The sequence below is a fragment of the Citrobacter braakii genome, from assembly GCF_002075345.1.
Lineage (GTDB): Bacteria > Pseudomonadota > Gammaproteobacteria > Enterobacterales > Enterobacteriaceae > Citrobacter > Citrobacter braakii.
The window spans coordinates 47,102-73,136 of record NZ_NAEW01000010.1; the positions used below are offsets into that span (position 1 = coordinate 47,102).

Here is a 26,035-nt window from a genome sequence, read left to right on the forward strand (position 1 = left end):
GTATGAAACTGGCAATCGTCACAGGACAAATTGTTTGTACCGTACGCCATCAGGGGCTCGCGCACGACAAGTTGCTGATGGTGGAAATGATTGATGCCTGCGGAAATCCCGACGGGCAATGTGCTGTTGCTATCGACAGCATTGGGGCGGGAACCGGAGAGTGGGTGCTGCTGGTCAGCGGAAGCTCAGCCCGTCAGGCGCACCGTAACGAATCATCACCTGTCGATCTGTGCGTGATTGGCATTGTTGATGAAGTGGTGGCAGGTGGTCAGGTGATCTTCCATAAATAAGGCAGAAAATCATGAATCAACAGGATATTGAACAGGTCGTGAAAGCGGTGCTGCTGAAAATGAAAGACAGCAGCCAACCCGTCAGTGCCGTTCAAGAAATGGGCGTTTTTGCCTCCCTGGATGACGCAGTGGCGGCAGCAAAACTGGCCCAGCAAGGGCTGAAAAGCGTTGCCATGCGCCAACTGGCTATCACGGCTCTACGTGAGGCGGGCGAAAAACATGCCCGAGAATTAGCGGAACTTGCCGTCACAGAAACCGGCATGGGACGCGTTGAAGATAAATTTGCCAAAAACGTGGCGCAGGCACGCGCCACGCCGGGCGTGGAATGCCTGTCTCCACAGGTTCTGACCGGTGATAACGGCCTGACGCTGATTGAAAACGCGCCGTGGGGCGTGGTGGCCTCGGTGACACCGTCCACCAACCCGGCTGCGACCGTTATTAACAACGCCATCAGCCTGATTGCGGCTGGCAACAGCGTGGTCTTCGCACCGCATCCGGCTGCCAAGGGCGTGTCTCAGCGCGCTATCACTCTGCTTAACCAGGCGGTAGTTGCTGCAGGCGGACCGGCAAACCTGCTGGTTACCGTGGCCAATCCGGATATCGAAACCGCCCAGCGTCTGTTTAAGTACCCAGGCATCGGCCTGCTGGTGGTGACCGGCGGTGAAGCCGTAGTGGATGCCGCGCGTAAGCACACCAACAAACGTCTGATTGCCGCCGGTGCGGGAAATCCGCCGGTGGTGGTTGATGAAACGGCTGATCTGGCACGTGCTGCGCAGTCGATCGTCAAAGGCGCTTCGTTTGACAACAACATTATCTGCGCCGACGAAAAAGTGCTGATCGTGGTCGATAGCGTCGCTGATGAGCTGATGCGTCTGATGGAAAGCCAGCATGCAGTCAAGCTGACCACGGCTCAGGCCGAACAGCTGCAACCGGTGCTGCTGAAAAATGTCGATGAACGCGGTAAAGGCACGGTCAGTCGTGACTGGGTAGGCCGCGACGCAGGAAAAATCGCTGCGGCGATTGGTCTGAACGTACCGGAGCAAACCCGGCTGTTATTCGTCGAAACCTCTGCGACTCACCCGTTTGCCGTAACCGAACTGATGATGCCGGTTCTGCCGGTCGTGCGGGTCGCCAACGTCGATGAGGCCATTGAACTGGCGGTCAAGCTTGAAGGCGGCTGTCACCATACGGCGGCGATGCACTCGCGCAATATCGACAACATGAACCGCATGGCAAACGCCATTGATACCAGCATTTTCGTTAAGAACGGACCGTGCATTGCCGGTCTTGGACTCGGCGGCGAAGGCTGGACCACGATGACCATTACCACGCCAACCGGGGAAGGGGTGACCAGCGCACGCACGTTTGTGCGTCTGCGTCGCTGTGTGTTGGTGGATGCCTTCAGAATTGTATAAGGAGTGAACGACATGGCGCACGACGAACAACGTTGGCTGACACCCAGATTGCTAAAAGCGGCAACGCTATGTAACCAGACGCCCGTAAAGAGCGATTCACCGCTGTGGCTGGGCGTGGATTTGGGGACGTGTGATGTGGTGTCGATGGTTGTCGACAGTGACGGACAGCCGGTTGCAGTTTGCCTGGACTGGGCCGACGTCGTGCGCGATGGCATCGTCTGGGATTTCTTCGGTGCGGTGACCATCGTTCGTCGCCATCTCGATACGCTCGAACAACAGTTGGGTTGCCGCTTTACCCACGCGGCAACCTCGTTTCCACCGGGAACTGACCCACGGATCTCGATCAACGTGCTGGAATCTGCCGGGCTTGAAGTCAGTCATGTGCTCGACGAACCGACCGCGGTGGCAGACCTGTTGCAGCTTGATAACGCTGGCGTGGTGGATATCGGTGGCGGTACCACCGGGATTGCGATTGTGAAGCGAGGCAAGGTGACTTACTCCGCCGATGAAGCGACCGGCGGGCACCACATTTCTCTGACGCTTGCCGGGAACCGTCGCATCCAGTTGGAAGAGGCGGAGCAGTACAAACGCAGCAACGGTAAAGAAATTTGGCCGGTGGTTAAGCCGGTCTACGAAAAAATGGCGGAAATTGTGGCTCACCATATTGCCGGACAGGGCGTGGCAGATTTATGGCTGGCCGGTGGTTCCTGTATGCAGCCGGGCGTTGATGAACTGTTTCGTAAGCGTTTCCCGGAACTGCAGGTGCATTTACCCCAGCACAGCCTGTTTATGACCCCGCTGGCGATTGCAAATAGCGGAAAAGAAAAAGCGGAAGGAATCTATGCAAGCTGAATTGCAGACCGCGCTCTTTCAGGCATTCGATACCCTGAATCTGCAACGCGTAAAAACGTTTAGCGTTCCACCGGTTACGTTGTGTGGACTGGGAGCGCTCAGTACCTGCGGACAGGAAGCACAAACGCGCGGCCTGACGCATATGTTCGTCATGGTCGACAGTTTCCTGCACCAGGCGGGGATGACCGCCGCACTGGAACGCAGCCTGGCGATGAAAGGCGTGGCGATGACGCTGTGGCCATGTCCGGTGGGCGAACCGTGCATTACGGACGTCTGCGCGGCGGTCGCGCAACTGCGTGAATCGAAGTGCGATGGCGTAGTGGCCTTTGGTGGCGGTTCCGTATTGGATGCCGCAAAAGCCGTGGCGTTGCTGGTGACCAATCCCACCCAGACGCTGGCAGACATGGATGAGAGCAGCGCGTTACGCCCGCGTCTGCCGCTGATTGCCGTACCGACTACCGCCGGAACGGGTTCAGAAACCACTAATGTCACGGTGATTATCGACGCCGCGACCGGGCTTAAAAAAGTGCTGGCCCACGCAACCCTGATGCCGGATGTGGCGATTCTTGACGCCGCGCTGACGGAAGGTGTGCCCGCACACGTAACGGCGATGACCGGGATCGATGCGCTGACGCACGCTGTTGAAGCGTATAGCGCTCTGAACGCGACGCCGTTTACCGACAGTCTGGCGATTGGCGCGATTGCGATGATAGGTAAATCGCTGCCGAAGGCCGTTGGCTATGGTCAGGATCTGGCGGCGCGAGAAAGCATGCTACTGGCTTCCTGTATGGCCGGGATGGCGTTTTCCAGCGCGGGGCTGGGCCTGTGTCACGCGATGGCGCACCAGCCGGGTGCGACGCTGCACATTCCACATGGACAGGCTAACGCCATGCTGCTGCCCACAGTAATGGGGTTCAACCGCATGGTGTGTCGTGAGCGTTTCAGCCATATCGGACGGGCGTTAACCAACAAGAAGTCGGACGATCGCGATGCCATCAACGCCGTCAGCGAGCTGATTAGCGAAGTGGGCCAGACCAAACGACTCTCTGACGTTGGGGCAAAGCCCGAGCATTACAGCGCATGGGCTCACGCCGCGCTGGAGGATATTTGTATTCGCAGTAACCCACGCACCGCCACGCAGGCCGACATTATCGCGTTGTATGCGGCGGCACAATAAATACACATATGACAGGGAGTGAAGGTTATGGGAATTAACGAAATCATCATGTACATCATGATGTTCTTTATGCTGATTGCCGCCGTGGACAGGATCCTGTCGCAGTTCGGCGGTTCGGCACGCTTCCTCGGTAAGTTCGGGAAGAGTATTGAGGGATCGGGCGGCCAGTTTGAAGAAGGTTTTATGGCGATGGGCGCGCTGGGTCTGGCGATGGTTGGTATGACCGCGCTGGCACCGGTACTGGCGCATGTGCTCGGGCCGGTGATTATTCCACTGTACGAAATGTTGGGCGCGAACCCGTCGATGTTTGCCGGAACGCTGCTGGCGTGCGATATGGGCGGCTTCTTCCTGGCGAAAGAACTGGCGGGCGGCGACGTTGCGGCGTGGCTGTACTCTGGCCTGATCCTCGGGGCGATGATGGGGCCGACGCTGGTCTTCTCTATTCCGGTTGCGCTGGGGATTATTGAACCGTCCGACCGTCGTTATCTGGCGCTGGGCGTGCTGGCTGGGATCGTCACCATTCCGATTGGCTGTATTGCGGGTGGTTTGATCGCGATGTACTCCGGTGTCGAAATCAACGGGCAGCCGGTGGAGTTCACCTTCGCACTGATCCTGATGAACATGATCCCAGTGCTGATCGTTGCCGTGCTGGTGGCGCTGGGACTGAAATTCATTCCGGAAAAAATGATCAACGGCTTCCAGATCTTCGCGAAATTCCTGGTGGCGCTGATCACCATCGGTCTGGCGGCAGCGGTGATCAAATTCCTGCTCGGCTGGGAACTGATTCCGGGTCTTGATCCTATCTTCATGGCACCGGGTGACAAGCCGGGTGAAGTGATGCGCGCCATCGAAGTTATCGGTTCTATCTCCTGCGTGCTGCTGGGTGCGTACCCAATGGTACTGCTGCTGACCCGCTGGTTTGAAAAGCCACTGATGAGCGTCGGTAACCTGTTAAAAATCAATAATATCGCGGCTGCGGGCATGGTGGCGACGCTGGCGAACAACATCCCAATGTTCGGCATGATGAAGAATATGGATACCCGCGGCAAAGTGATCAACTGCGCTTTTGCGGTCTCCGCAGCCTTCGCACTGGGTGACCACTTAGGTTTCGCCGCGGCCAACATGAACGCGATGATCTTCCCAATGATTGTCGGCAAGCTGATTGGCGGCGTGACGGCGATTGGTGTGGCTATGCTGTTGGTACCGAAAGACGAAGATGTTCCGGCACCAGCAGAAACCAACCCGGAGGCGCAATCGTGAATACTCGCCAGCTACTCAGCGTCGGTATCGATATCGGCACCACCACCACTCAGGTGATCTTCTCACGCCTTGAGCTGGTCAACCGTGCGGCAGTGTCGCAGGTGCCGCGTTACGAATTCATCAAACGCGAAATTAGCTGGCAAAGCCCGGTGTTCTTTACCCCCGTTGATAAGCAGGGCGGGCTGAAAGAGGCCGAACTTAAGGCGCTGATCCTCGCCCAGTATCAGGCGGCGGGGATTGCGCCTGAGACCGTCGATTCCGGCGCGATCATCATTACCGGAGAAAGTGCCAAAACCCGCAACGCGCGACCAGCGGTGATGACGCTCTCTCAGTCGCTGGGAGACTTTGTGGTTGCCAGCGCCGGCCCGCATCTGGAATCAGTGATTGCCGGTCACGGCGCAGGGGCTCAAACCCTGTCAGAGCAGAAGTTGTGCCGCGTACTGAATATCGACATCGGTGGCGGGACGTCGAACTACGTCCTGTTCGATGCCGGAAAAGTCAGCGGTTCGGCCTGCCTGAACGTCGGCGGACGACTGCTGGAAACGGACGGTCAGGGGCGGGTGGTGCATGCGCATCAGCCAGGACAGATGATTGTTGATGACGTATTTGGTCCAGGCACCGACGCCCGGACCCTCAATGCGGCGCAGCTTGTTCAGGTGGCCCGACGGATGGCGGCGCTGATCGTTGAGGTGATTGACGGCACGCTGTCACCGCTCGCGCAGGCGCTGATGCAAACCAGTCTGTTGCCGACGGGTGTGAAGCCGGAAGTGATTACGTTGTCCGGCGGGGTGGGTGAGTGCTACCGCAACCAGCCTGCCGATCCATTCTGTTTTTCCGATATTGGGCCGCTGTTAGCGACGGCGCTGCATGAACATCCGCGCCTGCGTGAGATGAACGTGCAGTTCCCGGCGCAAACCGTGCGAGCCACGGTGATTGGCGCCGGTGCGCATACGCTGTCGCTTTCGGGCAGCACCATCTGGCTGGAAGGTGTGGCGCTTCCGCTGCGCAATCTGCCGGTGGCGATTCCGGTTGATGAGGCTGATTTGGTGGCCGCCTGGCAACAAGCGCTGATGCAGCTCGATCTGGACCCGCAAACAGACGCTTACGTGCTGGCGCTACCCGGTTCGCTGCCGGTGCGCTACGCCGCGCTGTTAACGGTTATTGATGCGCTACTGGCCTTTGTCGCGCGCCATCCGAATCCGCATCCCCTGCTGGTGGTAGCCGAGCAGGATTTTGGTAAAGCCCTGGGCATGCTGTTACGCCCACAGTTACAGCAACACCCGCTGGCAGTCATCGATGAGGTGGTTGTCCGGGCGGGGGACTATATCGACATTGGTACGCCTCTTTTTGGCGGATCGGTTGTGCCGGTGACGGTGAAATCACTCGCATTTCCTTCCTGAGGGAACGACTTATGAAACTAAAGACCACATTGTTCGGCAATGTTTATCAGTTTAAGGATGTTAAAGAGGTGCTGGCAAAAGCCAACGAACTGCGTTCGGGGGATGTGCTGGCAGGGGTAGCTGCAACCAGTTCGCAAGAGCGAGTGGCGGCCAAACAGGTGCTGTCGGAAATGACGGTAGCGGATATCCGCAACAACCCGGTGATTTCCTATGAAGAGGACTGCGTGACGCGTCTGATTCAGGACGACGTCAACGAAACGGCCTATAACCGCATCAAAAACTGGAGTATCAGCGAGCTGCGCGAGTACGTGCTGAGCGATGAAACCTCCGTTGATGACATTGCGTTTACGCGCAAAGGATTAACGTCGGAAGTGGTCGCAGCGGTTGCAAAAATCTGCTCTAACGCGGACCTGATCTACGGCGGTAAGAAAATGCCGGTGATCAAAAAGGCCAACACCACCATTGGTCTGCCGGGCACCTTCAGCTGTCGTTTACAGCCGAACGACACCCGTGATGACGTGCAGAGTATTGCGGCACAAATCTACGAAGGGCTGTCCTTCGGGGCGGGCGATGCGGTGATTGGCGTTAACCCGGTAACCGATGACGTGGAAAACTTAAGCCGCGTACTTGATACCGTGTACGGCGTCATCGACAAATTCAATATCCCGACCCAGGGCTGCGTCCTGGCGCACGTTACTACCCAGATCGAAGCCATTCGTCGCGGCGCGCCGGGCGGGCTGATTTTCCAGAGTATCTGCGGCAGCGAGAAAGGCTTAAAAGAGTTTGGCGTTGAGCTGGCCATGCTGGATGAAGCGCGTGCAGTGGGCGCTGAGTTTAACCGTATCGCCGGGGAAAACTGCCTGTACTTCGAAACCGGACAAGGGTCTGCGCTTTCTGCTGGCGCTAACTTCGGTGCCGATCAGGTGACGATGGAAGCACGTAACTACGGTCTGGCGCGTCACTACGATCCGTTCCTGGTGAACACCGTTGTCGGCTTTATCGGGCCGGAGTATCTCTACAACGACCGTCAGATTATTCGCGCGGGTCTGGAAGATCACTTTATGGGCAAGCTGAGCGGCATCTCAATGGGCTGCGACTGCTGCTATACCAACCATGCTGATGCTGACCAGAACCTCAACGAAAACCTGATGATTCTGCTCGCCACCGCTGGCTGCAACTACATCATGGGCATGCCGCTCGGTGACGACATCATGCTCAACTATCAGACCACCGCCTTCCACGACACCGCGACCGTGCGCCAGTTGCTGAACCTGCGTCCGTCGCCGGAGTTTGAACGCTGGCTGGAAACCATGGGCATTATGGCAAACGGTCGCCTGACCAAACGGGCGGGCGATCCGTCACTGTTCTTCTGATGACGCGGGGATGACACACGATGGATCAAAAACAGATTGAAGAAATTGTACGCAGCGTGATGGCGTCAATGGGTGAGTCGCAGCCGCAGGCGCAAGCGCCGGCAGTACAAGCGCAATGCAGCACCACCCAGTGCGCCGCGCCGACCGGTGAAAGCTGTGCGATGGATTTAGGCTCAGCCGAGGCTAAAGCGTGGATTGGCGTTGAGAATCCGCACCGCGCAGAGGTGTTGACTGAACTGCGTCGCAGCACTGCGGCGCGTGTATGTACCGGTCGAGCCGGTCCACGTCCGCGTACCCAGGCGCTGCTGCGCTTCCTGGCCGACCACTCGCGTTCGAAAGATACGGTATTGAAAGAAGTGCCGGAAGAGTGGGTAAAAGCCCAGGGGCTGCTAGAAGTGCGCTCGGAAATCAGTGACAAAAACCTGTATCTGACGCGTCCGGATCTGGGGCGCCGTCTGAGTGCGGAAGCCATTGAAGCGCTGAAATCACAGTGTGTAATGAACCCGGATGTGCAGGTGATTATCTCTGATGGCCTGTCTACGGACGCTATCACCGCAAACTACGAAGAGATCCTGCCGCCGCTGTTGTCTGGCTTAAAACAGGCCGGATTGAAGGTCGGGACGCCGTTCTTTGTTCGCTATGGTCGCGTGAAAATCGAAGATCAGATCGGCGAACTGCTGGGCGCGAAAGCGGTGATCCTGCTGGTTGGGGAACGTCCGGGCCTGGGCCAGTCGGAAAGCCTTTCTTGCTACGCCGTCTATTCGCCGCGTGTGGCGACGACCGTTGAAGCTGACCGTACCTGTATCTCGAACATTCACCAGGGCGGTACGCCACCGGTTGAAGCGGCGGCGGTCATTGTGGATTTGGCCAAGCGCATGCTGGAGCAAAAAGCATCCGGCATCAATATGACCCGTTAAGGAGGCATCATGCCAGCATTAGATTTGATTAGACCTTCAGTCACCGCAATGCGCGTGATTGCCTCGGTAAATGACGGTTTTGCCCGTGAACTTAAATTACCGCCACATATACGTAGCCTCGGACTCATCACAGCAGATTCTGATGACGTGGCGTATATTGCCGCAGACGAAGCGACAAAACAGGCAATGGTGGAAGTGGTTTATGGCCGCTCGCTGTATGCCGGCGCGGCGCACAGTCCCTCTCCAACCTCGGGTGAAGTGCTGATTATGCTCGGTGGACCCAACCCGGCAGAAGTTCGTGCAGGTCTGGACGCGATGGTAGCCAATATTGAAAGCGGCGCGGCGTTTCAGTGGGCGAATGACGCAGAAGATACCGCCTTCCTGGCGCATGTGGTTTCGCGTACCGGCTCGTATCTCTCGGCGACCGCAGGATGCCGGCTTGGCGATCCGATGGCGTACCTGGTGGCGCCGCCGCTGGAAGCGACATTTGGTATTGATGCTGCGCTGAAATCGGCTGATGTACAACTGGTGACCTACGTTCCGCCGCCGTCAGAAACCAACTATTCGGCTGCGTTTATGACCGGTAGCCAGGCCGCTTGTAAAGCTGCATGTAACGCCTTTGCCGATGCCGTTCTGGATATTGCCCGTAACCCAATCCAGCGCGCGTAAGAGAGGTTGTGATGATCAATGCACTGGGATTACTGGAAGTGGATGGCATGGTCGCTGCCGTGGATGCGGCGGATGCCATGCTGAAAGCCGCGAACGTGCGCCTGCTTAGCCACGAAGTGCTCGATCCTGGCCGGTTGACGCTGGTGGTGGAAGGCGATCTGGCGGCGTGCCGCGCAGCGCTGGATGCCGGTAGCGCCGCTGCTGCGCGTACAGGCCGTGTTATCAGCCGTAAGGAAATCGGCCGACCGGACGATGATACCCAGTGGCTGATCGGCGGTTTTAAGCGCCAGCCGAAGAAACCAGAACAGAAGCCAGAAGTGAAAACAGATGTAAAAACGCAGAAGACGCAGGACGCCCCGTTGACGCCTGAATCCTCTGATCAACTTCTGACGCTGTTGGCATCGGTCCGTCAAGGAATGACGGCAGGGGAAGTGGCTGCCCACTTTGGCTGGTCACTTGATGAAGCCAGAAAGGCGCTGGAACAGCTCTTTTCTGACGGAGCGTTGCGTAAACGCAGTAGTCGCTATCGCTTAAAAAATTAACCTGTCGGAGGGCCGGGGGCTTCGTTGAAGCTTCCGGCTTAAAAGATCATGAAAAAGAACCGTACTGCAAACCTGCACCATCTTTATCATGAAGCATTACCCGAAGACGTTAAACTTACGCCGAAAGTGGAGGTGGACAACGTTCACCAGCGGCGAACAACGGATGTGTATGAGCATGCGCTGACGATTACCGCATGGCAGCAGATCTACGACCAGTTGCATCCGGGAAAATTTCATGGCGAGTTCACGGAAATCCTGCTCGACGATATTCAGGTGTTCCGTGAATACACCGGACTGGCGTTACGTCAGTCGTGTCTTGTCTGGCCGAACTCTTTCTGGTTTGGTATTCCGGCCACGCGCGGCGAACAGGGATTTATTGGCACCCAGTGTCTGGGGAACGCTGAAATTGCCACCCGCCCTGGCGGGACAGAGTTTGAACTGAGTACGCCGGATGATTACACCATTCTGGGTGTCGTCATTTCGGAAGAGGCGATTGCCCGTCAGGCCAACTTCCTGCATAACCCGGAAAGAGTGCTGCATATGCTGCGCAACCAGTCGGCGCTGGAAGTTAAAGAACAACACAAAGCCGCGTTATGGGGCTTTGTGCAGCAGGCGCTGGCGACGTTTAGCGAAAATCCGGAAAACCTCCATCAACCTGCGGTACGCAAAGTGCTGGGCGATAACCTGCTGCTGGCGATGGGCACTATGCTGGAAGAAGCGCAGCCGATTATCACGGCTGAGAGCATCAGCCATCAGAGCTATCGTCGCTTGCTATCGCGTGCGCGCGAATATGTGCTGGAAAATATGTCAGAACCGCTGACCGTGCTCGATCTGTGTAATCAACTGCACGTCAGCCGTCGGACGTTGCAAAACGCCTTTCACGCGATCCTTGGTATCGGTCCGAATGCCTGGTTAAAACGGATTCGCCTGAACGCCGTACGTCGGGAGCTGATAAGCCCGTGGTCGCAGAGTACGACGGTGAAAGACGCCGCCATGCAGTGGGGATTCTGGCATTTAGGGCAGTTTGCCACCGACTACCAGCAGCTGTTTGCGGAAAAACCTTCATTGACGCTGCATCAGCGCATGCGCCAGTGGGCATGATGCGATGAATGTGCCGGATGCGACGCAAATGCGTTTTATCCGGCCTGGGGGCTGGTATTGTCTGGGGTTACACCCAGTCGCGAACCTGAATAAACTCGCTAAGGGCGGCTTCCGGGCTGTTCGCTTCCGGCTGCCAGTCATACTCCCAGCGCACCAGCGGCGGCATCGACATCAGAATCGATTCCGTACGGCCGCCGGTCTGCAGACCGAATAACGTGCCGCGATCCCACACCAGGTTAAATTCCACATAGCGTCCGCGACGGTAAAGCTGAAAATTGCGTTCACGTTCGCCCCAGCTCATTGCTTTGCGGCGCTCAACGATGGGCAGATACGCTTCGGTATAGCCTTGACCTACCGCCTGCATAAAGGCGAAGCCGTGGTCGAAATCCGGCGTATTCAAATCATCGAAAAACAGCCCGCCAATGCCGCGCTGTTCGTTGCGATGCTTGAGGAAGAAGTAGTCATCGCACCACTTCTTGTAACGGGGATAAACGTCTTCGCCGAACGGCTGGCACAGATCTCGCGCCGTGCGGTGCCAGTGAACCGCATCCTCATCAAAGCCGTAGTAGGGCGTTAAGTCAAAGCCGCCGCCAAACCACCAGACCGGGTCAGTGCCCGGTTTTTCCGCGATAAAAAATCGCACGTTGGCATGACTGGTCGGAATGTAGGGATTCTGCGGATGTACCACCAGCGAGACGCCCATGGCCTCAAAGCTGCGTCCCGCAAGCTCGGGGCGATGGGCGGTAGCCGAGGCCGGCATTGCCTCGCCGTGAACGTGGGAGAAGTTGACGCCCGCTTGCTCGAAAATACCGCCGTTACGCAGCACCCGGCTGCGCCCGCCACCGCCTGCTTCACGTTGCCAGTTATCCTCAACAAACTCGGCGCCGTCTACGGCGGATAACTGCTGGCAAATATCATCTTGCAGGCTGAGCAGGAACTGTTTTACGCGCTGTGCATCGGGCTTCATGGTTAACGTTTCTTCGAGTGTGCTTTCTGGTTATCAAACCAGTGGAAATAGCTGATGATGCCATTGGCGATAGCGGTGGCGATTTTCTGGCGAAATGCCGCCGTGCCTAGCAGACGTTCTTCTTCCGGGTTGGTAATGAACGAGGTTTCGACCAGTACCGACGGAATTGATGGTGATTTTAGCACCACGAAGGCGGCTTGTTCCGTGCTGCGACTGTGAAGACGATGTACCGGCTTGATCTTCTTGAGAATATGCGAGCCTAACGTCAGGCTGTTTTTAATGGTATCCGTTTGCACCAGATCGAACAGCACCTGCTGCAGCAAATGGTCTTTATCGGTGGTCTTCTTCCCGGCCACTTCATCGGCCCGGTTTTCACGATCGGACAGATACTTCGCCATGGCGCTACTGGCACCGCGATTGGACAACGCAAAGACCGACGCACCTGCAGCGCTCGGATTGGTAAAACCGTCGGCGTGGATCGACATGAACAGGTCAGCGCCATGCTTATGAGCGATCTCGACGCGATCGTAAAGCGGAATAAATGTATCGCCGGAGCGCGTCAGGCGCGCATCAATCCCCTGGTTGCGTAGAATCGAGCGCACGTTTTTGGCAATCGCCAGTACCACGTGCTTTTCCTTCGACCCATTGCGACCAATTGCGCCGGTATCAATCCCTCCGTGACCCGGATCAAGGACAACAACGCGCTTAGCGCCGGCTTTTTTCGCTTTCGGTTTGCTGTGTCCATTGCTGGTCTTAAGCGCTTCTTCTTTAGCGATGGCTTGCGACATGCCTGACAGCGTTAGGGCGGCCAGCCCGGCTTTCAACACCTGGCGGCGCGATGTGAGTGTTTTTAGTGGTTTAAAAGTGCTCATACGGCCTGAGTTGTAAAAAAAGGTTCTAAACGTTATATCGTATCGCGTTGTCCGTTGCGACGGATCGGGATAAGAATTGTTTTACTTTTCATTTCAATACGTGACAATTCCGTATTATGCCATTTTTTCCGCCGCTTCGCGTCAGATATTGGCTAAATCAGCCGTTCGCGCCATAATCGCTTTTTAACGTCCTGAAAAGGTACCCAATACCATGGAAATACGCGTTTTTCGCCAGGAAGATTTCGAAGAGGTGATCACCCTCTGGGAGCGCTGTGATTTGCTGCGTCCATGGAACGACCCTGAAATGGACATTGAGCGTAAAGTCAATCATGACGTCAGCTTGTTCCTGGTCGCTGAAGTGAATGGCGAGGTGGTCGGTACGGTGATGGGCGGATATGACGGGCATCGCGGCTCGGCCTATTACCTGGGCGTGCATCCTGAGTTTCGCGGTCGCGGCATTGCCAATGCGCTGCTCAACCGGCTGGAGAAAAAGCTCATTGCCCGCGGTTGTCCGAAGATTCAAATCATGGTGCGTGACGATAATGACGTCGTACAGGGTATGTATGAACGTCTGGGTTATGAACATGCGGATGTACTCAATCTGGGCAAGCGTTTGATCGAAGATGAAGAGTACTGAGTTTCATCCGGCCGACTATGACGCTCATGGGCGTCTGCGCCTGCCTTTTCTCTTCTGGTGCGTGCTGCTGCTGCAGGCGCGCACCTGGGTTCTGTTTGTGATTGCCGGTTCTTCCCGTGAGCAAGGCAACACGCTGCTGAATCTGTTTTATCCCGATCACGACGCTTTCTGGCTGGGTTTGCTTCCCGGCGTTCCTGCGGTATTGGCATTTTTACTCAGCGGGCGACGCTTTGCGTTTCCGGTGGTATGGCGCTGGCTGCGCGGGTTACTGATCCTCGCTCAACTGGTGCTGCTGTGCTGGCAGCCGGTGATGTGGCTGGCAGGCGATCCGGTCAACGGCGTCGGGCTGGCGCTGCTGGTGGCGGATGTCGTTGCGCTGATCTGGCTGTTAACTAATCAACGTCTGCGCGCCTGTTTTTCCCTCGAGAAAGAATAACGGCACTTTTTGGCGAAACCGGACTCCAAGCAACGTTGATAAATAAGGAAGGAAGTGAAATGAAATCACTGCGTTTGACTTTATGCGCGATGCCGCTGCTATTGACCGGGTGTTCAACGTTGTCATCGGTGAACTGGTCTGCCGCCAATCCGTGGAACTGGTTTGGTTCTTCAACGCAGGTCACTGAGCAGGGCGTCGGAGCGTTGACTGGCGCTACGCCGCTGGATGAAAAAACCATTGCTGATGCGCTGGACGGTGATTACCGCCTGCGTAGCGGGATGAAGACCGATAACGGTAATGTGGTGCGCTTTTATGAAGCGATGAAAGATGACAAGCTGGCGATGGTCATCAATGGCAATCAGGGAACGATTAGCCGTATTGATGTAGTCGACAGCGATATTCCCTCTTCTGCAGGTGTCGAAATCGGTACACCGTTTAGCGACCTTTACACTAAAGCCTTTGGTAATTGTCAGAAGGCGACTGGCGATGACAGCGCGGGCGTTGAATGCAAAGCTGAAGGAAGTCAACATATTAGCTACGTCTTTTCCGGTGAGTGGAGCGGGCCTGAGGGCTTAATGCCGTCTGACGATACGTTGAAAGCATGGAAAGTAAGCAAAATTATCTGGCGGCGTTAATTTGCGTCTGAACAAATCGGCTTGTTAAAAAAACAGGTAGAATAGCGCCCATCAATGCCACGATGTCGTGGCATCTTTTTTTTCAGGAGGAACAATGTCTCAGGTTCAGAGTGGCATTTTGCCAGAACATTGCCGTGCGGCGATTTGGATTGAAGCCAATGTTAAAGGCGACGTTGAGGCCCTGCGTGGGGCCAGCAAAACCTTCGCCGATAAGCTGGCGACCTTTGAAGCGAAGTTCCCGGATGCGCATCTGGGCGCGGTTGTTGCTTTTGGCAACAACACCTGGCGTACACTGAGCGGCGGCGTTGGCGCAGAAGAGTTAAAAGACTTTATCCCTTACGGTAAAGGTCTTGCGCCAGCCACCCAGTATGATGTGCTGATTCATATTCTCTCTTTGCGTCATGACGTGAATTTCTCCGTTGCACAGGCGGCAATGGAAGCCTTTGGCGACTGTATTGAAGTCAAAGAAGAGATCCACGGTTTCCGTTGGGTTGAAGAGCGCGATCTCAGCGGCTTTGTTGACGGAACGGAAAACCCGGCTGGCGTTGAAACGCGCCGTGAAGTCGCGGTTATTAAAGATGGCGTGGATGCTGGTGGCAGCTATGTGTTTGTGCAGCGTTGGGAACATAACCTGAAGCAGCTTAACCGCATGAGCATTCATGACCAGGAAATGATGATTGGGCGTACCAAGGAAGCCAACGAAGAGATCGACGGTGATGACCGTCCGGTTACTTCTCACCTGAGCCGCGTCGATCTCAAAGAAGATGGTAAAGGACTGAAAATTGTGCGCCAAAGCCTGCCATACGGTACCGCCAGCGGTACGCACGGCCTCTATTTCTGTGCCTATTGCGCCCGTTTGCACAACATCGAGCAGCAACTGCTGAGCATGTTTGGCGACACTGACGGCAAGCGCGATGCGATGCTGCGCTTCACTAAACCGGTGACCGGCGGCTATTATTTCGCGCCATCGCTGGATCGTTTGCTGGCTCTGTAATTTTTTGATGCCAGATGGCGCTGATGCCGCCATCTGGCACAATATAGCTCTCCCCCGAATCACCCAACGTCCGCCATGCTGATGATGCACTCGCGTTGACGCTCATCCTGAAAAATCACCTCCCACGTTCATTATTATTTATCTGCCAGTTTCTCGGTTATGACAACGGTATTAAATGGAATCATTTAGAATTAATAAACTATTAATACCAATTTATTACTTTAAAAATTCTGAATATATTTGAATTAAATCATAATTTAAATGTGATGAAGATCAGATTTTTTAATGCAATTTATGAAAACAAAATAAATAATAAGTGTAATTAATTTCGCTATAAATTGATTTAATGCCTTCATTTGTTGACAATTAAAATGACTGTCTTGTAATCTGAAAATGACCGAAAAATAATGGAATTCATATTTAACTATTTTGCAACAAAGGGTCATTGGAGGTTTTATGTCTACAAAATTATGGGGTGGGCGTTTTGATATGCCTACAAATAAACTGGTCGAATCTTATAATGCGACCATTATGCTGGAACAACGTCTCTGCCCTTTTGATATTCAGGGGAGTATTGCTCACGCCACTATGCTGGGTCGTCAGGGGATTATCACGCAGGATGAAGCGAATGCGATTATTGGCGGGTTAAGGCAGGTCAATAAAGAGATTGAGGAAGGGCAATTCGTTTTTGATACCGTTGATGAAGATATTCATATGGCGATAGAAAGACGTATGACAGAAATAATTGGTCCTGTAGGCGGGAAGCTACATACCGGCCGCAGTCGTAATGACCAGACGACTGTCGATTCGAAAATGCACATGAGATCGACTATTCGTGAAATTCAGCAGGATATCGTTCATCTACAAAAAGTTATTATCAGCAAAGCTGAAAATAACATTAATGCGATCATGCCTGGCTATACTCATTTACAGACCGGTCAGCCTATTCTGCTGTCGCACTGGATAATGGCATATTATTGGATGTTACGCCGTGACTGGACTCGTTTTGCAGACCTTTATCAACGCATGGGGGAATGCCCTTTAGGTTCAGCAGCCCTTGCCGGTACTACTTTCCCCATTGATCGTGATTTCACGGCTAAAGAGCTTGGCTTTGACAAACCGACTGAAAACAGTATTGATTCTGTCAGCGATCGTGACCATATGGTTGAATTCACTGCCGCCGCTGCTATGTGCTTTATGCATCTTACCCGTTTGTCAGAAGAACTGGTTTTATTCTCAAGTCAGGATTTTAAATTTATTGAGCTTTCAGATGATTTCTGTACCGGTTCCAGCATCATGCCACAGAAGAAAAACCCCGACGTGGCTGAAAAAATGCGCGGCAAAGGGGGGCGTATGTACGGAAATCTAATGGCGATGTTAACCATTATGAAAGGTATCCCTCTGGCCTATAATACTGATATGAGTGAGGATAAAGAGCAGGTCTATGACTCTATGGATACCTTACAGACCAGTCTGAAAATTATGGCGCCGATGCTCGAAAAAATGGTTATTCTTTCAGATAATACTCGTAGCGCAGCGGCAAGAGGATTTTCAAACGCAACCGATATGGCTGACTACCTGGTTCGTAAAGGCATTCCTTTTAGAGAAGCTCACCATATTGTTGGCAGTGCTGTTAATTACTGTATAAAACATAGAAAAATGTTGGAAGAGCTTACTCTGGATGAATTCCACACATTTGATGATAAAATCGAAAATGATATTTATGAGAGTATATCTCTTGAAGCATGTATTAAATCAAGAATGTCTTATGGTGGCACAGGGACTGATGCTGTTAAAAAACAGATTGAAATTGCTAAATCATATTTAAACTAATCCCGAGCATAGTAATTAATATCTCCCGGATGCAATATCCGGGAGACGCTTTGAGGTGAAAAATGGATGCTTTATTTTTTATACAATTATTTATTGTACTCGCCTGTATTGGTATAGGCGGGCGTTATGGCGGAATGGGGCTGGGTGCTGGTGGAGGACTTGGTGTTGCAATATTAGTTCTGGGTTTTGGACTAAAACCCTCCGCACCATCTATTACTGCAATGCTAATTATTATTTGTGTGATTGGCGCTGTCAGCGTATTACAGGCCGCTGGTGGGCTTGATTATCTTGTGCGCGTGGCTGAAAAATTACTCCGTAAAAAACCACAGGCAATTACTTTTGTTGCCCCCATATTAACTTCCATATTTACGTTATTCTGTGGGACTACTTACGTTGCTTTCTCTTTGTATCCGGTTGTCGCTGAAGTAGCTGCTGAAGCAAAGGTCCGTCCGGAGCGAGCGTTGTCCGCAACGGTTATTGCGGCCAGTGTCGCGGTTGCTGCCAGTCCGATGAGTGCGGCAACCGCGGGGATGCTGGCTATTCTGCATGAATATGCCGGGATTAGCCTTGGGCAAATACTGACGATTGCTCTCCCATCATTCTTTATGGCAGCTATTGTTACCAGCTTTTCTGTTTATAAACGCGGAAAAGAGCTGGAGGATGATCCGGAATTCCAGAGGAGAGTTGCTGCTGGCGAATATGAGTTCATGCATACTGAGCAGAAAAAAGAATTTGTTGCTTCAGCTGGCGCTAAAAAAGGTGTCGTTATCTTTGCGATTGGTGTGGTACTGGTACTTATTTTAGGTTCTTTTACTGAGTTACTCCCTTCCTGGGATGGAAAAAGACTGTCAACCCCAATGGTTATTCAGATGGTCATGTTGACAGCCGCGTTGTTTATTATGATTGTCAGTAAAGTACCAAGTAGTACCTTGAATAGCGGCTCAGTCTTCCGTGCAGGTTTGATGGGAGTGGTAGCAATACTCGGTGTTTCATGGATGACGGCGACGTTTTTTGATGCCTATCAGCCAGAACTGATTAAGGTTTTTGGTGGTATTGTCAATGATGCACCAATGCTATTTGGTGTGGTTGTATTCTTGTTCTCGCTGGTCATTATGAGCCCGGCGGCGACGGTAGCCGCCATCATGCCACTCGGTGTTACCTTAGGTATTCCAGCCCCGTTTCTTATCGCTATTTTTGCTTGTACCTGTGGTGACTTTATTATACCTGGAGCAAATCAAATCGGCTGTGTTGCATTTGATCGAACAGGTACCACAAAGATTGGACGCTTTGTTGTCAACCATAGCTATATTCGTCCGGGCTTTGTGATGGTTATCTCTCAGGTAATTTTTGCTTATCTCATTGCTCAGGTTGTTCTGTAAAGTACATTCTATGGAAAATTGCAGTGGTGCTATTCAGAAGTGAGTACCAGGCATCCTCTCTGAATTCATTCAGGGAGGATGCCATGAAGAAAAGGTTTACCACAATTAAATTGCTCTCTCACTACATCAGCATTTTGGAAAAAAGGAAGCAAAAAAGAGTTGATGCTACAACGGTGACAAGACCAGGTAGCATGTAGCTGTGATTAACCACATACTTGCCAATTCTAGTTGTCCCGGTACGATCAAACGCCACACAGCCAATCTGTGCCCCCCCTGGAATAATGAATGATCCACAAGTCAGCGGGAGCAGGGCGACCAGGGTTTCTGCCGGATATCCCATTAACACGCCAGCGGGGAGTAGCGCTACAGCAGTCGCTGCGGGGCTATAAATTACGGCTGAAAGACCAAAAACAATAATGCCGAACAAGACTGGATTCTGGAAACCGTGGAAAGCCGTGTTAAATAATTCGTGCCATGCCTCAAAAAAGGAGTTCATCATCCATGACAGACCAAATATGGCGACAACACCCACAAGACCAGCTTTAAAAACAGAACCTGAATCGAGTTTTGACGGAGAAATTCGACATACCATCATAATAATACATGCTGTTGTCAGCATAACTATTTGCAGCGTGGTAGGGATACTCATACGCTCCATTCCGGTACCGTTATTCCACTCAGGACGTAATTCAGGAATTGAACCCATAAGTACGACCAGAATGATACCGGTAAGGAAAATCAGCAATCCTCTCTTCGCCTCTTTTGTCACTATATTGGCTGTTCGCTCTTCAGCTTTTACTGATTCAAACTCACCTTCAGCAACCCTGCGTTGGAATTCCGGATCATTTTTAAGCTCATGACCTCTTTTAAAGACGAACAGGCAGCCGACAACGCAGCCAAGGAACGTTCCGGGAACGGTGACTAACAAGATATCTAAAGCAGAGACATGTAATCCAGCAAGGACAGCAATTGTCCCTGTAACGACCGCACTGACCGGGCTGGCAATAAGCCCAAAATTGGCAGCGATTACTGACATCGACATGGCCCTCTCTGGCCGTACCCTGGCATCTGCTGCAATTTCAGCAATGACTGGATAAACCGAAAAGGCAACATATCCTGTTCCGCAGATAGCAGTAAAAAGGTAAGCGACTGCGGGGCCGAGGAAAGTGATCGCGCCCGGCCACTTTCTGAGGATCCGTTCTGCCATCGTAACGAATAAATCAAGCCCGCCAGCCGCCTGGAGGATTGTGATGCAAGTGATAACCGCAAGGATAATAGAAATAACAGTGAAAGGAGGTGAGTCGGGAGGGAGTCCAAAACCAAAAGTCAGGATAGCGAGTCCTAACCCGCCAGCAGCCCCCAGGCCAATCCCACCAAAACGCCCACCTATACCGATACATATAAGTACTATCGCAAACTGAGTTACGAATAACACCATAATTAATTCCTTTTTATTAACAAATGGCTTGGTATAATTTGAATAATAGGGGCTATAATCTTACCATAACAGTATATTAAGCAATCTAACTTATTAGATTATTTATACTCATCAGTTTTGCAGCACTTTAATCCGAGAGTGTTTATGGATAACAAAAACGAACTGTTTGAAAGTATTAAAAATTATCTGCTTGATGATGCTAACCGCAATGCTGATGGTCGCATTGAAACTGAAACTGAGCTTGCCGTTCGTTTTAATACATCAAGATATAAAGTTCGTCAGGCGCTCAGCACACTGGTACAGATGGGAATGTTGGAACGATCTCCTCGTCGTGGCAGCGTCTTGAAGAATTTGGAACAGCACAACATAAATCACCAGTTGTTAATGCAGTTTGATTTGTCTGGGTTTGATATCACAGAATTTACAGAGGCAAGGATCCTGATTGAGTGCGCGATTATTCCTCTGGCAACGCGTAGAATTTTTCCGGCGATGCTCTCCAAACTTGAAAATGAGCTAAGGCTTATTGAAGAGAATGCGGATAACCCCCAGGTGGCCGATCGTCACGATAGAGATTTTCATTTGCTCTTGCTACAGGCGAGTGGCAACCGGGTGCTGCAGGTTTTCTCTGATGTCCTCATTACTTATTTTGAGAAAACAAGGGAGTCGTTACCTGCGAACGATCGTCAGTATTTTCTTGATACGGCGGCAAAACAGAGGGAAATACTGCTTCATATTAAAAAAGGGGATGCGCAGATGGCATCGGAGTTGATGAGAGCACATTTGCTGGAAAAACGGCTGTAAGTCTTCTGTTAACCTGGTCAGAGCATGTTTACTGTTGGGTCCCCGCAATGCCGGGGACTTTTTTTACATGAGATTAACCTGATTTAGTGAGCTATTCCTCAGCACTTATTTGTTATTGCTGTATCTTCTGCGTGAATGAAGCGAATGCTTCATATTCAAAAGGAGAATATTGAAATGGGAAAACTCACGGGCAAAACAGCATTGATTACGGGCGCATCTCAGGGTATTGGCGAAGGGATCGCCAGAACATTTGCCCGCCATGGCGCGAACTTAATCCTGCTGGATATCTCCGATGAGATTGAAAAACTGGCGGATGAGTTGGCTGGGCGCGGGCACCGTTGCACCGCCGTACACGCTGACGTCAGAGATTTTGCGTCGGTCACGGAAGCGGTAAAACGCGCGAAGAAGATTGAAGGCAAAATCGATATTCTGGTCAACAATGCGGGCGTATGTCGCCTCGGCAACTTCCTTGATATGAGCGATGAAGATCGCGATTTCCACATTGATATCAACATTAAAGGTGTCTGGAACGTGACGAAAGCCGTTCTGCCGGAGATGATTGCGCGCAAAGACGGGCGCATCGTGATGATGTCATCTGTGACCGGCGATATGGTTGCCGATCCGGGCGAAACGGCCTACGCGCTGTCGAAAGCCGCAATCATCGGTTTGACCAAATCTCTGGCGGTGGAATACGCGCAGTCCGGCATTCGCGTTAATGCTATTTGCCCGGGCTACGTTCGTACGCCGATGGCGGAAAATATCGCTCGTCAGTCTAATCCGGAGGATCCTGAATCCGTATTAGTCGAAATGGCAAAAGCGATCCCGATGCGCCGCTTGGCCTGCCCACTTGAGGTTGGTGAACTGGCGGCATTCCTGGCGTCGGATGAGTCCAGTTACTTGACTGGCACGCAAAACGTGATTGATGGCGGCAGCACCCTGCCTGAAAGCGTTAGCGTCGGCGTCTGATTGATGCCGGTCTCCTCCCCGTGCGCTGGGGAGGAGGTACCCTTATTCTCTTTTCAACTTTCAAATCATCAAACGGTATATAAAACCGTTACTCCTTTAGCACTGGTTATAAATATGATGACCATAAGAAAGTCATTAAATTTATAAGGGTGCGCAATGGCCGTTAACTTACTGAAAAAAAGAACCCTGACGCTGGCAGCAATGCTGCTGCTGGTGGGTCAGGCGCAGGCAACGGAGCTGCTGAACAGTTCATACGATGTCTCTCGCGAGCTGTTTGCCGCCCTTAACCCGCCGTTTGAACAGCAATGGGCGAAGGATAACGGCGGTGATAAACTGACGATTAAACAATCTCATGCCGGGTCATCAAAACAGGCGCTGGCGATTCTGCAGGGGCTGAAAGCCGATGTGGTGACCTATAACCAGGTGACCGATGTACAGATCCTGCATGACAAAGGCAAGCTGATCCCGACCGACTGGCAAAGCCGTCTACCGAATAACAGTTCGCCATTCTATTCCACCATGGCATTTTTGGTGCGTAAGGGTAACCCGAAGAATATCCACGAATGGAACGACCTGGTTCGCCCGGACGTGAAACTGATTTTCCCGAATCCGAAAACCTCCGGTAACGCGCGTTATACCTATCTGGCTGCGTGGGGCGCGGCAGATAAAGCGGATGGTGGGGATAAAGCCAAAACTGAACAGTTCATGACCCAGTTTCTGAAAAACGTGGAAGTGTTTGATACCGGCGGTCGCGGGGCAACCACCACATTCGTGGAACGCGGCCTGGGCGATGTGCTGATCACCTTTGAATCAGAAGTGAACAACATCCGTAAACAGTATGAAGACCAGGGCTTCGAAGTGGTGGTGCCGAAGGTCAACATTCTGGCGGAGTTCCCGGTGGCCTGGGTAGATAAAAATGTGCAGGCTAACGGTACTGAAAAAGCGGCAAAAGCTTACCTGAACTGGCTGTACAGCCCGCAGGCGCAAACCATCATTACCGATTTCTACTACCGCGTGAATAATCCGCAGGTGATGGACAAACTGCAGGATAAATTCCCGCAGACCGAACTTTTCCGCGTGGAAGACAGGTTTGGCTCGTGGCCTGAGGTAATGAAAACGCACTTTGTCAGCGGCGGTGAGTTGGACAAACTGTTGGCGGCGGGGCGTAAGTAAATGTTTGCTGTTTCTTCCCGACGCGTACTGCCCGGCTTTACCTTAAGTTTGGGCACCAGCTTACTGTTTGTCTGCCTGATTTTGCTGCTGCCGCTTAGCGCGCTGGTGATGCAATTGGCGCAAATGAGCTGGGCGCAATACTGGGATGTGATTACCAACCCGCAGGTGGTGGCGGCTTATAAAGTGACGCTGCTGTCGGCGCTTGTGGCGTCGATTTTTAACGGCGTGTTTGGTTTGCTGATGGCGTGGATCTTAACCCGCTATCGCTTTCCGGGCCGTACGCTGCTGGATGCGCTGATGGATCTGCCGTTTGCGTTGCCTACGGCGGTAGCAGGTCTGACGCTGGCATCGCTGTTTTCGGTCAATGGTTTCTACGGCGAGTGGCTGGCGAAGCTGGATATTAAAGTGACCTACACCTGGCTTGGCATTGCGGTGGCGATGGCTTTTACCAGCATTCCATTCGTGGTGCGTACCGTGCAGCCGGTGCTGGAAGAGTTAGGTCCGGAGTATGAAGAAGCGGCGGAAACGCTCGGCGCTACGCGCTGGCAGAGCTTTCGTAAAGTGGTACTGCCGGAGCTGTCTCCCGCGCTAGTCGCGGGCGTTGCGCTCTCGTTTACCCGCAGCCTCGGTGAGTTTGGCGCTGTTATCTTTATCGCCGGAAACATCGCATGGAAAACGGAAGTGACCTCGCTGATGATTTTTGTTCGTTTGCAGGAGTTTGACTACCCGGCCGCCAGCGCGATTGCATCTGTGATCCTCGGGGCTTCGTTGCTGCTGCTGTTTTCAATTAACACCCTGCAAAGTCGCTTTGGTCGACGCGTGGTAGGTCACTGATGGCAGACATTACCCAATTGAAACGTTATGGCGCACCCCGCATCAACTGGGGGAAATGGTTTCTGATCGGCACGGGCATGCTGGTATCCGCCTTTATTTTGCTGGTGCCGATGGTTTACATCTTCGTGCAGGCGTTCAGCAAGGGGTTGATGCCGGTATTACACAACCTGGCTGATCCGGACATGCTGCACGCCATCTGGCTGACGGTGCTGATTGCGCTGATTGCGGTGCCGGTGAACCTGGTGTTTGGCGTGTTACTGGCCTGGCTGGTGACCCGATTTAACTTCCCTGGACGCCAGTTGTTGCTCACGTTACTGGATATTCCGTTTGCCGTTTCACCGGTGGTCGCCGGCCTGGTCTATCTGCTGTTTTACGGCTCTAACGGCCCGCTTGGCGGATGGCTGGATGAACACAACCTGCAAATTATGTTTGCCTGGCCGGGAATGGTGCTGGTAACGGTGTTTGTGACCTGTCCGTTTGTGGTGCGCGAACTGGTGCCGGTGATGTTAAGCCAGGGCAGCCATGAAGATGAGGCGGCGGTTCTGCTTGGCGCCTCCGGCTGGCAAATGTTCCGTCGCGTTACGCTGCCGAATATCCGTTGGGCATTGTTGTACGGTGTGGTGCTGACCAACGCCCGTGCGATTGGCGAGTTCGGCGCGGTATCGGTGGTTTCTGGCTCGATTCGCGGTGAAACCTTGTCTTTGCCGTTACAGATTGAATTACTGGAGCAGGACTACAACACAGTCGGCTCCTTTACCGCCGCGGCGCTATTAACGCTGATGGCGATTATTACCCTGTTTTTGAAGAGCATGTTGCAATGGCGCCTGGAAAACCAGGAGAAACGCGCGCAGCAGGAGGAAAATCATGAGCATTGAGATTGCCAATATTAAGAAGTCTTTTGGTCGCACCCAGGTGCTGAACGATATCTCGCTGGATATTCCTTCAGGTCAGATGGTCGCTCTGTTGGGGCCTTCCGGATCGGGCAAAACCACGCTGCTGCGCATCATCGCCGGGCTGGAGCATCAGTCCAGCGGGCATATCCGTTTCCACGGCACTGATGTCAGTCGTTTGCACGCCCGCGACCGTAAGGTGGGGTTCGTGTTTCAGCACTATGCGCTGTTTCGTCATATGACCGTTTTCGACAATATCGCTTTTGGTCTGACTGTTCTGCCACGGCGGGAGCGCCCGAATGCGGCGACGATCAAAGCAAAGGTGATCAAACTGCTGGAGATGGTTCAACTGGCTCATCTGGCGGACCGTTTCCCGGCACAGCTTTCCGGTGGGCAAAAGCAGCGCGTGGCGTTGGCGCGTGCGCTGGCGGTAGAGCCGCAGATCTTGTTGCTCGACGAGCCGTTTGGCGCGCTCGATGCTCAGGTGCGTAAAGAACTGCGTCGCTGGCTGCGTCAGTTGCATGAAGAGCTGAAGTTCACCAGCGTGTTTGTTACCCACGATCAGGAAGAAGCGACGGAAGTCGCAGACCGCGTGGTGGTGATGAGCCAGGGTCATATCGAGCAGGCCGATGCGCCCGATCAGGTATGGCGCGAACCGGCTACCCGTTTTGTCCTGGAATTTATGGGTGAAGTTAACCGCCTGCAAGGGACGATTCGCGGTGGACAATTCCACGTGGGCGCACATCGCTGGCCGCTGGGCTATACGCCTGGCTATCAGGGCCCGGTGGATCTGTTCCTGCGTCCGTGGGAAGTGGACGTCAGCCGTCGTACCAGTCTGGATTCGCCGTTGCCGGTACAGGTGCTGGAAGCCAGCCCGAAAGGACACTACACCCAATTAGTTGTGCAACCCTTGGGGTGGTATAACGAACCGCTGACGGTGATTATGCAGGGCGATGATTCCCCGAACCGCGGCGAACGTCTGTTTGTTGGGCTGCAAAATGCGCGTTTGTATAATGGCGACCAGCGTATTGAAACGCGTGAAGAGGAACTTGCCCTGGCGCAAAGTGCCTGATAGGTTAATTCGTATAGTTATCATCCGGTGGCGCTGCGCTTACCGGGCTTAACGGGTGGTGCATGACCTGTAAGCCGGGTAAGCGCAGCGCCACCCGGCATTTTATTGAGCT

Annotated in this window: 26 protein-coding genes; 23 read left to right on the forward strand and 3 right to left on the reverse strand. The window is 53.2% G+C overall.

Annotated features, from left to right (window positions below):
- Positions 1-2: 2 nt before the first annotated feature.
- The 11 genes from eutN to eutR are packed head-to-tail and all read left to right on the forward strand — an operon-like array spanning position 3 to position 10,996.
- The gene (gene eutN, locus BZK42_RS19250) at positions 3-290 is read left to right on the forward strand and encodes an ethanolamine utilization microcompartment protein EutN (protein ID WP_016153954.1); all 288 of its coding nucleotides are present in this window, start codon (positions 3-5) and stop codon (positions 288-290) included.
- 11 nt (positions 291-301) lie between these two features.
- Positions 302-1,705, forward strand: a complete 1,404-nt coding sequence (locus tag BZK42_RS19255) for an aldehyde dehydrogenase family protein (RefSeq protein WP_016153953.1) — start codon at positions 302-304, stop codon at positions 1,703-1,705.
- Between the two features lie 12 nt (positions 1,706-1,717).
- Positions 1,718-2,557, forward strand: coding sequence for an ethanolamine utilization protein EutJ (gene eutJ, locus BZK42_RS19260; RefSeq protein WP_016153952.1), 840 nt, complete (start codon positions 1,718-1,720; stop codon positions 2,555-2,557).
- Complete coding sequence (gene eutG / locus BZK42_RS19265; protein WP_016153951.1) at positions 2,547-3,734, forward strand: ethanolamine utilization ethanol dehydrogenase EutG; 1,188 nt, start codon at positions 2,547-2,549, stop codon at positions 3,732-3,734. Before eutJ ends, eutG begins: the two co-directional genes overlap by 11 nt.
- A 27-nt stretch (positions 3,735-3,761) precedes the next feature.
- Positions 3,762-4,994, forward strand: coding sequence for an ethanolamine utilization protein EutH (gene eutH, locus BZK42_RS19270; protein WP_016153950.1), 1,233 nt, complete (start codon positions 3,762-3,764; stop codon positions 4,992-4,994).
- Positions 4,991-6,394: an ethanolamine ammonia-lyase reactivating factor EutA gene (gene eutA / locus BZK42_RS19275; protein ID WP_046275198.1), complete on the forward strand. Its 1,404-nt coding sequence runs from the start codon at positions 4,991-4,993 to the stop codon at positions 6,392-6,394. The genes eutH and eutA overlap by 4 nt, the downstream gene beginning before the upstream one ends.
- A gap of 11 nt (positions 6,395-6,405) precedes the next feature.
- On the forward strand, positions 6,406-7,767 hold the full coding sequence (gene eutB, locus BZK42_RS19280) for an ethanolamine ammonia-lyase subunit alpha (RefSeq protein ID WP_003038029.1): 1,362 nt from the start codon (positions 6,406-6,408) through the stop codon (positions 7,765-7,767).
- Between the two features lie 20 nt (positions 7,768-7,787).
- Positions 7,788-8,684, forward strand: a complete 897-nt coding sequence (gene eutC, locus BZK42_RS19285) for an ethanolamine ammonia-lyase subunit EutC (protein WP_016153947.1) — start codon at positions 7,788-7,790, stop codon at positions 8,682-8,684.
- 9 nt (positions 8,685-8,693) lie between these two features.
- Positions 8,694-9,353 carry an ethanolamine utilization microcompartment protein EutL gene (eutL, locus tag BZK42_RS19290; protein WP_016153946.1) on the forward strand — a complete coding sequence of 220 codons (660 nt, stop codon included), beginning with the start codon at positions 8,694-8,696 and terminating at the stop codon, positions 9,351-9,353.
- A gap of 11 nt (positions 9,354-9,364) precedes the next feature.
- On the forward strand, positions 9,365-9,895 hold the full coding sequence (gene eutK, locus BZK42_RS19295) for an ethanolamine utilization microcompartment protein EutK (protein WP_016157100.1): 531 nt from the start codon (positions 9,365-9,367) through the stop codon (positions 9,893-9,895).
- Positions 9,896-9,943: 48 nt separating this feature from the next.
- A complete protein-coding gene (eutR, locus tag BZK42_RS19300; RefSeq protein ID WP_019077354.1) occupies positions 9,944-10,996 on the forward strand; it encodes an HTH-type transcriptional regulator EutR in 1,053 nt (350 codons plus the stop codon).
- A gap of 67 nt (positions 10,997-11,063) precedes the next feature.
- On the opposite strand, the gene hemF is transcribed toward eutR, so the two are convergent.
- Both hemF and amiA read right to left on the reverse strand, forming a co-directional pair.
- Positions 11,064-11,963: an oxygen-dependent coproporphyrinogen oxidase gene (hemF, locus tag BZK42_RS19305; RefSeq protein ID WP_019077353.1), complete on the reverse strand. Its 900-nt coding sequence runs from the start codon at positions 11,961-11,963 to the stop codon at positions 11,064-11,066.
- 2 nt (positions 11,964-11,965) lie between these two features.
- Positions 11,966-12,835 (reverse strand): N-acetylmuramoyl-L-alanine amidase AmiA, encoded by an 870-nt coding sequence (gene amiA / locus BZK42_RS19310; RefSeq protein WP_016153942.1) that lies wholly within the window; start codon positions 12,833-12,835, stop codon positions 11,966-11,968.
- Positions 12,836-13,046: 211 nt separating this feature from the next.
- On the opposite strand from amiA, the gene BZK42_RS19315 reads away from it, so the two are divergent.
- From BZK42_RS19315 to BZK42_RS19340, 6 genes are all read left to right on the forward strand, one after another.
- Positions 13,047-13,472: a GNAT family acetyltransferase gene (locus BZK42_RS19315; protein ID WP_003038048.1), complete on the forward strand. Its 426-nt coding sequence runs from the start codon at positions 13,047-13,049 to the stop codon at positions 13,470-13,472.
- Complete coding sequence (locus BZK42_RS19320; protein WP_016157098.1) at positions 13,459-13,908, forward strand: DUF2919 domain-containing protein; 450 nt, start codon at positions 13,459-13,461, stop codon at positions 13,906-13,908. Before BZK42_RS19315 ends, BZK42_RS19320 begins: the two co-directional genes overlap by 14 nt.
- Before the next feature lie 59 nt (positions 13,909-13,967).
- The gene (locus BZK42_RS19325; RefSeq protein WP_016153940.1) at positions 13,968-14,543 is read left to right on the forward strand and encodes an RpoE-regulated lipoprotein; all 576 of its coding nucleotides are present in this window, start codon (positions 13,968-13,970) and stop codon (positions 14,541-14,543) included.
- 94 nt (positions 14,544-14,637) lie between these two features.
- Positions 14,638-15,537, forward strand: a complete 900-nt coding sequence (gene yfeX, locus BZK42_RS19330) for a porphyrinogen peroxidase (RefSeq protein ID WP_016153939.1) — start codon at positions 14,638-14,640, stop codon at positions 15,535-15,537.
- 456 nt (positions 15,538-15,993) lie between these two features.
- Entirely contained in the window at positions 15,994-17,370 is a 1,377-nt protein-coding gene (argH, locus tag BZK42_RS19335; protein ID WP_019077352.1) for an argininosuccinate lyase, read from the forward strand.
- Positions 17,371-17,432: 62 nt separating this feature from the next.
- Entirely contained in the window at positions 17,433-18,749 is a 1,317-nt protein-coding gene (locus tag BZK42_RS19340) for an anaerobic C4-dicarboxylate transporter family protein (RefSeq protein WP_016153937.1), read from the forward strand.
- A gap of 121 nt (positions 18,750-18,870) precedes the next feature.
- Here the strand turns inward: BZK42_RS19340 and BZK42_RS19345 are convergent, their stop codons facing one another.
- Positions 18,871-20,187 (reverse strand): anaerobic C4-dicarboxylate transporter family protein, encoded by a 1,317-nt coding sequence (locus BZK42_RS19345; RefSeq protein ID WP_016153936.1) that lies wholly within the window; start codon positions 20,185-20,187, stop codon positions 18,871-18,873.
- Between the two features lie 144 nt (positions 20,188-20,331).
- On the opposite strand from BZK42_RS19345, the gene BZK42_RS19350 reads away from it, so the two are divergent.
- The 6 genes from BZK42_RS19350 to cysA all read left to right on the forward strand — a co-directional run bounded on the left by BZK42_RS19350 (position 20,332) and on the right by cysA (position 25,923).
- Entirely contained in the window at positions 20,332-20,988 is a 657-nt protein-coding gene (locus tag BZK42_RS19350) for a FadR/GntR family transcriptional regulator (protein ID WP_016153935.1), read from the forward strand.
- 174 nt (positions 20,989-21,162) lie between these two features.
- Positions 21,163-21,954, forward strand: a complete 792-nt coding sequence (gene ucpA, locus BZK42_RS19355) for an SDR family oxidoreductase UcpA (RefSeq protein ID WP_016153934.1) — start codon at positions 21,163-21,165, stop codon at positions 21,952-21,954.
- A gap of 156 nt (positions 21,955-22,110) precedes the next feature.
- On the forward strand, positions 22,111-23,127 hold the full coding sequence (locus tag BZK42_RS19360; protein WP_047358217.1) for a sulfate ABC transporter substrate-binding protein: 1,017 nt from the start codon (positions 22,111-22,113) through the stop codon (positions 23,125-23,127).
- Positions 23,128-23,961: a sulfate/thiosulfate ABC transporter permease CysT gene (gene cysT, locus BZK42_RS19365; protein ID WP_080859845.1), complete on the forward strand. Its 834-nt coding sequence runs from the start codon at positions 23,128-23,130 to the stop codon at positions 23,959-23,961.
- Positions 23,961-24,836: a sulfate/thiosulfate ABC transporter permease CysW gene (cysW, locus tag BZK42_RS19370; protein WP_016153932.1), complete on the forward strand. Its 876-nt coding sequence runs from the start codon at positions 23,961-23,963 to the stop codon at positions 24,834-24,836. The genes cysT and cysW overlap by 1 nt, the downstream gene beginning before the upstream one ends.
- On the forward strand, positions 24,826-25,923 hold the full coding sequence (cysA, locus tag BZK42_RS19375) for a sulfate/thiosulfate ABC transporter ATP-binding protein CysA (RefSeq protein WP_049282272.1): 1,098 nt from the start codon (positions 24,826-24,828) through the stop codon (positions 25,921-25,923). Before cysW ends, cysA begins: the two co-directional genes overlap by 11 nt.
- Positions 25,924-26,035: the final 112 nt, after the last annotated feature.

Bases quoted from the DNA above. Each gene is read 5' to 3' on its own strand.
- yfeX (WP_016153939.1), top strand. From the start codon at position 14,638: ATGTCTCAGGTTCAGAGTGGCATTTTGCCAGAACATTGCCGTGCGGCG.
- cysA (WP_049282272.1), top strand. From the start codon at position 24,826: ATGAGCATTGAGATTGCCAATATTAAGAAGTCTTTTGGTCGCACCCAG.
- eutL (WP_016153946.1), top strand. From the start codon at position 8,694: ATGCCAGCATTAGATTTGATTAGACCTTCAGTCACCGCAATGCGCGTG.
- eutB (WP_003038029.1), top strand. From the start codon at position 6,406: ATGAAACTAAAGACCACATTGTTCGGCAATGTTTATCAGTTTAAGGAT.
- BZK42_RS19340 (WP_016153937.1), top strand. From the start codon at position 17,433: ATGGATGCTTTATTTTTTATACAATTATTTATTGTACTCGCCTGTATT.
- BZK42_RS19315 (WP_003038048.1), top strand. From the start codon at position 13,047: ATGGAAATACGCGTTTTTCGCCAGGAAGATTTCGAAGAGGTGATCACC.
- BZK42_RS19360 (WP_047358217.1), top strand. From the start codon at position 22,111: ATGGCCGTTAACTTACTGAAAAAAAGAACCCTGACGCTGGCAGCAATG.
- BZK42_RS19350 (WP_016153935.1), top strand. From the start codon at position 20,332: ATGGATAACAAAAACGAACTGTTTGAAAGTATTAAAAATTATCTGCTT.
- eutR (WP_019077354.1), top strand. From the start codon at position 9,944: ATGAAAAAGAACCGTACTGCAAACCTGCACCATCTTTATCATGAAGCA.
- eutG (WP_016153951.1), top strand. From the start codon at position 2,547: ATGCAAGCTGAATTGCAGACCGCGCTCTTTCAGGCATTCGATACCCTG.
- amiA (WP_016153942.1), bottom strand. From the start codon at position 12,835: ATGAGCACTTTTAAACCACTAAAAACACTCACATCGCGCCGCCAGGTG.
- argH (WP_019077352.1), top strand. From the start codon at position 15,994: ATGTCTACAAAATTATGGGGTGGGCGTTTTGATATGCCTACAAATAAA.
- BZK42_RS19255 (WP_016153953.1), top strand. From the start codon at position 302: ATGAATCAACAGGATATTGAACAGGTCGTGAAAGCGGTGCTGCTGAAA.
- cysT (WP_080859845.1), top strand. From the start codon at position 23,128: ATGTTTGCTGTTTCTTCCCGACGCGTACTGCCCGGCTTTACCTTAAGT.
- cysW (WP_016153932.1), top strand. From the start codon at position 23,961: ATGGCAGACATTACCCAATTGAAACGTTATGGCGCACCCCGCATCAAC.
- ucpA (WP_016153934.1), top strand. From the start codon at position 21,163: ATGGGAAAACTCACGGGCAAAACAGCATTGATTACGGGCGCATCTCAG.
- BZK42_RS19320 (WP_016157098.1), top strand. From the start codon at position 13,459: ATGAAGAGTACTGAGTTTCATCCGGCCGACTATGACGCTCATGGGCGT.
- hemF (WP_019077353.1), bottom strand. From the start codon at position 11,963: ATGAAGCCCGATGCACAGCGCGTAAAACAGTTCCTGCTCAGCCTGCAA.
- eutC (WP_016153947.1), top strand. From the start codon at position 7,788: ATGGATCAAAAACAGATTGAAGAAATTGTACGCAGCGTGATGGCGTCA.
- eutN (WP_016153954.1), top strand. From the start codon at position 3: ATGAAACTGGCAATCGTCACAGGACAAATTGTTTGTACCGTACGCCAT.
- BZK42_RS19325 (WP_016153940.1), top strand. From the start codon at position 13,968: ATGAAATCACTGCGTTTGACTTTATGCGCGATGCCGCTGCTATTGACC.
- eutH (WP_016153950.1), top strand. From the start codon at position 3,762: ATGGGAATTAACGAAATCATCATGTACATCATGATGTTCTTTATGCTG.
- eutJ (WP_016153952.1), top strand. From the start codon at position 1,718: ATGGCGCACGACGAACAACGTTGGCTGACACCCAGATTGCTAAAAGCG.
- eutK (WP_016157100.1), top strand. From the start codon at position 9,365: ATGATCAATGCACTGGGATTACTGGAAGTGGATGGCATGGTCGCTGCC.
- BZK42_RS19345 (WP_016153936.1), bottom strand. From the start codon at position 20,187: ATGGTGTTATTCGTAACTCAGTTTGCGATAGTACTTATATGTATCGGT.